This is a genomic window from Planktothrix sp. FACHB-1355 (genome assembly GCF_014748295.1).
Lineage (GTDB): Bacteria > Cyanobacteriota > Cyanobacteriia > Cyanobacteriales > Aerosakkonemataceae > Aerosakkonema > Aerosakkonema funiforme_A.
Genome location: NZ_JACJUP010000401.1, coordinates 1 through 5,237 on the forward strand (window position 1 = coordinate 1; position 5,237 = coordinate 5,237).

Here is a 5,237-nt window from a genome sequence, read left to right on the forward strand (position 1 = left end):
ACTTCATAAAATCCTCCACTCTCCCTCTTCCCTCTTCCCTCTTCCCTCTTCCCTAGCCCCTAACCCCTAACCCCTAACCCCTAGCCCCAACGCGCTAACTACATATAGACTGTGGAATGGTTCATAGTTTGGTGTTGCAATGGAAATCGGTCAAACAGTCCGCGTCCGTCGTCTTCGGGATCGTGCGCCAGAAAACGTAATCAAACGACTGGGACAGCGGGGCATTATTCAGGGATACAAAATAGTAGATGGTAGCGGTGTGGGAGTAGTTGTCCAGTTTGAGGACAAGTTTGCTACCTGGTTCTTTGAAGACGAACTAGAACCCGTAAACGCTTAAGGAAGACAAATGTCCTTGATTTTGACATTTTTGGGCAAGGGTGGCACCGGTCGCACGACAGTGGCGATCGCTGCTGCCAAACAGCTAGCTAGCCAAGGAAAGCGCGTGCTGCTAGCCGGACAGGGCAGCGACCCCGCGATGAGTGCGATTTTAGGCGCTACCCTTGGCCCCGACCCCCAGGAAATATCGACTAATCTCCAGGGGGTGCAGTTTCATACAGCCCAGCTGCTGGAACGCAGCTGGGAAGAGTTAAAAAAGCTGGAAGCGCAGTATCTCCGCACGCCGATCGTCAAAGAAGTATTCGGTCAAGAGTTAGGCGTATTGCCGGGAATGGATAGTGCCTTGGGGCTAAATGCCATTCGGGAGTACGACGCTGCCGGGAAATACGATGCGATCGTCTACGACGGGACAGGCGACCAAACCACACTGCGGATGCTGGGAATGCCGGAAATTCTGAGTTGGTACATTCGCCGCTTTCGGAATTTGTTTATCAATTCCGATTTGGGGAAAACCATATCGCCGTTTATCCAACCGGTCACCAGCGCTGTCTTAAATGTGAATTGGGGCGAGGATAACTTCGCCCAACCTACCAACCAGGTAAACAACCTGTTAGACCAAGGTAAGGATGCTGTAGCCAATCCCCATCGCATGGCGGCTTATTTGGTGAGTACGGGCGACCCAGTAGCGATCGCCACTGCCAAATACCTTTGGGGTAGTGCCCAGCAAATCGGTCTCACTGTGGGCGGCGTCATTCTCAATCAAGCCACTATGCCAGACACAACGGCAGCCGAGACAGCGCAAAACCTAGAACAGGTTTATCAGACATTCGATCGCGAAGCCGCCGTCACCGACAGCGTAACCAGTGAATTTGCGCCTTTGGCAGTCAGCGTTATGCCTGCCCGCAGCGGCGGCAACTGGCAACCCCTAATGGCGGCGCTGCCAGATTTCCGGCAAGCTTATAGGGCTCCCAAACCCATAGAAATTGACATCCCAGCTCGTCAAGTGCGGCTGTTCTTGCCTGGGTTTGACAAAAAGCAAGTTAAACTCACACAGTACGGCCCGGAAGTGACGATCGAAGCAGGCGACCAGCGCCGCAATATTTTCCTTCCTCCCCAGTTAAGCGGGCAACCGGTTAAGGGAGCGAAATTCCAAAATAGTTATCTAACTATTTCTTTCTAGCCAGAAGCTGGAGGTAATAAGGCTGGCGGATTTCCAAAAGCCGAACCTATTTCTCGTCACGATTTTGGTAGATTTCCTCTTTCATTGAATCCAAAATCTAAAATCCAAAATCTAAAATCCATATGTCTGACCCCACTCCCTCCCAGTTTTCCCCCCATCCCGAAACCAATACTCCAGAATTGGCACAGCCGCTGCCAGTAGAGGCTAATGTTAGCACTACCGATCGCACTGCCAAAACGCGGCAGATGCTAGGTATGAAAGGTGCCGCATCGGGGGAAACTAATATTTGGAAAATCCGCTTGCAACTGATGAAGCCGATTACCTGGATTCCCCTGATTTGGGGAGTAGTCTGCGGTGCGGCTTCCTCCGGTAACTACACTTGGACATTGGAAAACGTGCTGATAGCGGCTGCGTGTATGTTGATGTCTGGGCCATTGCTGGCGGGTTATACCCAAACCATTAACGATTTTTACGACAAGGATATCGACGCCATTAACGAACCCTATCGCCCGATTCCATCAGGTGCAATCTCTATTCCCCAAGTAATTACCCAAGTTTGGGTGCTGTTACTTGCAGGAATTGGATTGGCATACGCCCTCGATCTGTGGGCTGGTCACACCTTTCCCACGATTACTGTTCTGGCGATAGGCGGTTCGTTCCTGTCTTATATTTATTCTGCGCCACCCCTGAAACTGAAAAAAAATGGCTGGCTGGGCAATTACGCTTTGGGTGCCAGTTATATTGCTTTGCCTTGGTGGGCAGGTCATGCTTTGTTTGGCGACCTCAATTCTACAATTGTGATTCTGACTTTGTTTTACAGTTTGGCTGGTTTGGGAATTGCGGTTGTCAACGATTTTAAAAGTGTGGAAGGAGACAGGCAATTAGGTTTGCAGTCCCTGCCGGTGATGTTTGGCGTTACAACGGCGGCTTGGATTTGCGTGCTGGCGATCGATATTTTTCAAGCTGGTATTGCTGCCTATTTGATCGCGATTCACCAGAATTTATACGCCACTATTCTGCTGCTGCTTGTGATTCCGCAAATCACTTTTCAGGATATGTATTTTCTGCGCGACCCCCTGAAAAATGATGTCAAGTATCAAGCAAGCGCCCAGCCTTTCCTAGTTTTGGGGATGCTGGTGGCAGGTTTGGCGTTGGGGCACGCCGGGGTATAACATGAGAAATACTTGTTCAACTTCGATAAGCGAATTGCCGTGTTCCAACTGCTTTATCCGCTGATTCATACCATCCAACCTTTTTTGGTGCCGTTTTGCTTTTTCTTAGCCTGGGCATTGATGTTTCTTTTGGCTGGGAATCTGTGGTCGGCTTTTAACCATAGTGTCACCAGGGCTAAGCGGATGCACCAAATCCCTTGCCCTGGCTGCCAGTTTTTTACTAACGACTATCGTCTTAAGTGTACGGTGCATCCCCATATTGCTAATTCTGAGGATGCGATCGAATGTCCCGATTATTGCCCGAAAACTTATACTTTGTACTGATTTAATCGGGTTCATTTCTAAGAATCTGCACTAATTTCTAACAATACTTTCAAAATACCTCTTTGTTGGGCGCGATCGAATGCGGCGATCGCATTTTCCAATTCATACCGCTCTTGAATCAAGTAATTGACATTTACCTTATTTTGTGATATAATCTCTAACGCTTTTGGGAAAGGGCCGCAACGAGAACCGATCAGAGTAATTTCATCTACCACTAGAGAAGACGCATCGAAAGTGAGATGCCCAGCATAGGTGCTTTTCAAGACCAGAGTACCACGAGGGCGGAGGGCGCGACGAGCGATCGCAAATCCTTCAGGATTACCAGTACATTCAACTGAGAGATCGAAAGTGCGATCGCGAACCATATCGGCAAAGCCAGTTTCGATACCAAGTGCGGCTAAGTAATCCAATTTTTGACGATGACGCCCGACAACTGATAAATCGCAGCCAGTCAGCGCCAATGTCTGCGCTACCAATTGTCCTAACTTACCATCACCTACAACTAGGACGCGATCGTTTGCAGTTATTTTCACCTGCTGCTGAATTTCCAAAGCTGCTGCCACAGGTTCAGTAAAAGTAGCTACATCGGTTGGCACGTTATCCGGTACTGAATGCAGATTTTTTATTGGCAAAGTTAGATATTCTGCAAAAGTGCCATTGCGATTGACAATTCCCAAAACGGTGCGATTTTCGCAGTGAGTCGGGTATCCGTTGCGACAAAACCGACACTCACCGCAAACTGCGTTAATTTCTCCCACTACCCGTTTATTTTGCAGTTCGATCGGCCCCTGTTCCACAATCCCGACAAATTCATGACCTAAAATACCAGTGTAGGGATAATAGCCTCTGAGTAATTCCAAATCGGTGTTGCAGATACCAGCACGCACTACCCGCACGAGTGCTTCCCCCGGTGGTGGCGTGGGAATGGGGACATCGGTACGGAGTTGGAGTTGGTTGTTTTCTAGCCAGAGGGCTTTCATGGTAGGTAAGAGATAGAACAGATGGTGAATTGTTTTTATTTTATATCCGTGTCATGCGTGCCTTTCCTCAATCTTCCCCCAACGTCAGCAAACCTGCTTTTCGATCTACGACTAACCGCCAATTTTCCAGCCAAGGTAAACCGATTAAAAACTCAGGAATTTCTCTCCCACCTAAAACGGGAATAGTAAATTCTTGACCATCAAATAAAACGCTTCCCACGTAGAGATTAAATAGAGCATTTCCCCGTGCAATTCGCATCTCTAGTTGGCGTATAAATGTCCAGCCCAAACTTTCTGCATCTTGGATATCCATTGCCAACCAGTCAGTAAACCCCGTATCTAGCAAAGCATTAACTGTCACGACAGAACCATCATCCCCTATCAACTCAATTTCAAAAAATAGCTCACCTTTTTCACCAAAATATCCTTGAATCATATCCTGCCACAAGCCCCTGTCTCATTCAAACGCATTTCCATAATTTTCGCATTTGGGTGTTTCTGACGAGCTTTTTGGAAAGCTACTTCTGGATCGGGCGCAACAAAATAGTCTCCACTTTTTGGTTCGATCATAACAGCCCAGTTGTAATGATTCTTAACCAATTCCGGGTAAACTCGCCTAAAAATCTCGCGACAGCGTTGGGCAAATGCTTCATCTTCCGCTTTGCGTTTGGCTAGTTCGGCGTCGGAAAGACGAGGGCGATCGGGAAAAATGCGGCTACCACGCGGTACTCGTATATGAGTTTTTTCGGTCATCGGTACTATCCTCTTAAAAACGCAGTCAACTTGATTTTATCAAGAAGAGGTTGATGAACGAGCGAGCGCCTAAAAATTTAAACTTAAAGTCGCCCTAATGCTATTTACGGGCGACTTGCAAAAGTACATATTTCAACCAATTCACCCGATGCCTTCTTTACTCTATGCCATAAGTATCTAAAGCATCATTAAGTAATTTGTTAATTTCTTCTGCTGCTTCTCGAATACAACGAAGATATTGGCGTTTTTTTTCTTCAGGTGTTTCATGACCGTATGTTTCAAGCAATTCTGTAGATAGCAAAATGGCAGTCAAAGGAGTACGCAAATCGTGAGCAACTGTGGCAAAAAATTTGCTTTTTACTGCACTAATTTCTTCTTGTGTCATTTGAGTTAATAGGTAGTCATTTTCAATTTTGGTCTTTATTACTATGAGCTATGCTTGTAATTCGCACAGTGATTGTAAATAGCTTCCAAAGATGACGAGAGCGGTCA

At 47.2% G+C, this 5,237-nt stretch carries 8 protein-coding genes; 4 read left to right on the forward strand and 4 right to left on the reverse strand.

What is annotated here, in order from left to right; translation table 11 throughout:
• Positions 1–139: 139 nt before the first annotated feature.
• The 4 genes from H6S82_RS16885 to H6S82_RS16900 all read left to right on the forward strand — a co-directional run bounded on the left by H6S82_RS16885 (position 140) and on the right by H6S82_RS16900 (position 3,012).
• The gene (locus H6S82_RS16885; protein ID WP_190468519.1) at positions 140–337 is read left to right on the forward strand and encodes a cytochrome b6f subunit family protein; all 198 of its coding nucleotides are present in this window, start codon (positions 140–142) and stop codon (positions 335–337) included.
• A 9-nt stretch (positions 338–346) separates the two neighbouring features.
• On the forward strand, positions 347–1,516 hold the full coding sequence (locus H6S82_RS16890; RefSeq protein WP_190468516.1) for an ArsA family ATPase: 1,170 nt from the start codon (positions 347–349) through the stop codon (positions 1,514–1,516).
• A 122-nt stretch (positions 1,517–1,638) separates the two neighbouring features.
• Positions 1,639–2,688 (forward strand): chlorophyll synthase ChlG, encoded by a 1,050-nt coding sequence (gene chlG / locus H6S82_RS16895; RefSeq protein ID WP_190468513.1) that lies wholly within the window; start codon positions 1,639–1,641, stop codon positions 2,686–2,688.
• Positions 2,689–2,727: 39 nt separating this feature from the next.
• Complete coding sequence (locus H6S82_RS16900) at positions 2,728–3,012, forward strand: hypothetical protein (protein ID WP_190468538.1); 285 nt, start codon at positions 2,728–2,730, stop codon at positions 3,010–3,012.
• Positions 3,013–3,029: 17 nt separating this feature from the next.
• Here H6S82_RS16900 and H6S82_RS16905 read toward each other — a convergent pair whose 3' ends face one another.
• From H6S82_RS16905 to H6S82_RS16920, 4 genes are all read right to left on the reverse strand, one after another.
• Entirely contained in the window at positions 3,030–3,992 is a 963-nt protein-coding gene (locus H6S82_RS16905) for an alcohol dehydrogenase catalytic domain-containing protein (protein ID WP_190468509.1), read from the reverse strand.
• A 67-nt stretch (positions 3,993–4,059) separates the two neighbouring features.
• Positions 4,060–4,428 carry an aspartyl protease gene (locus tag H6S82_RS16910; RefSeq protein WP_190468506.1) on the reverse strand — a complete coding sequence of 123 codons (369 nt, stop codon included), beginning with the start codon at positions 4,426–4,428 and terminating at the stop codon, positions 4,060–4,062.
• Entirely contained in the window at positions 4,425–4,745 is a 321-nt protein-coding gene (locus H6S82_RS16915) for a hypothetical protein (RefSeq protein WP_190468503.1), read from the reverse strand. Before H6S82_RS16915 ends, H6S82_RS16910 begins: the two co-directional genes overlap by 4 nt.
• Before the next feature lie 157 nt (positions 4,746–4,902).
• Positions 4,903–5,130, reverse strand: coding sequence for a histidine kinase dimerization/phospho-acceptor domain-containing protein (locus H6S82_RS16920; protein WP_190468501.1), 228 nt, complete (start codon positions 5,128–5,130; stop codon positions 4,903–4,905).
• Positions 5,131–5,237 lie beyond the last annotated feature (107 nt).

Excerpts from the sequence above, each read along its gene's own strand:
- H6S82_RS16885 (WP_190468519.1), top strand. The coding sequence starts at position 140 with ATGGAAATCGGTCAAACAGTCCGCGTCCGTCGTCTTCGGGATCGTGCG.
- H6S82_RS16890 (WP_190468516.1), top strand. The coding sequence starts at position 347 with ATGTCCTTGATTTTGACATTTTTGGGCAAGGGTGGCACCGGTCGCACG.
- chlG (WP_190468513.1), top strand. The coding sequence starts at position 1,639 with ATGTCTGACCCCACTCCCTCCCAGTTTTCCCCCCATCCCGAAACCAAT.
- H6S82_RS16905 (WP_190468509.1), bottom strand. The coding sequence starts at position 3,992 with ATGAAAGCCCTCTGGCTAGAAAACAACCAACTCCAACTCCGTACCGAT.
- H6S82_RS16910 (WP_190468506.1), bottom strand. The coding sequence starts at position 4,428 with ATGATTCAAGGATATTTTGGTGAAAAAGGTGAGCTATTTTTTGAAATT.
- H6S82_RS16915 (WP_190468503.1), bottom strand. The coding sequence starts at position 4,745 with ATGACCGAAAAAACTCATATACGAGTACCGCGTGGTAGCCGCATTTTT.
- H6S82_RS16920 (WP_190468501.1), bottom strand. The coding sequence starts at position 5,130 with ATGACACAAGAAGAAATTAGTGCAGTAAAAAGCAAATTTTTTGCCACA.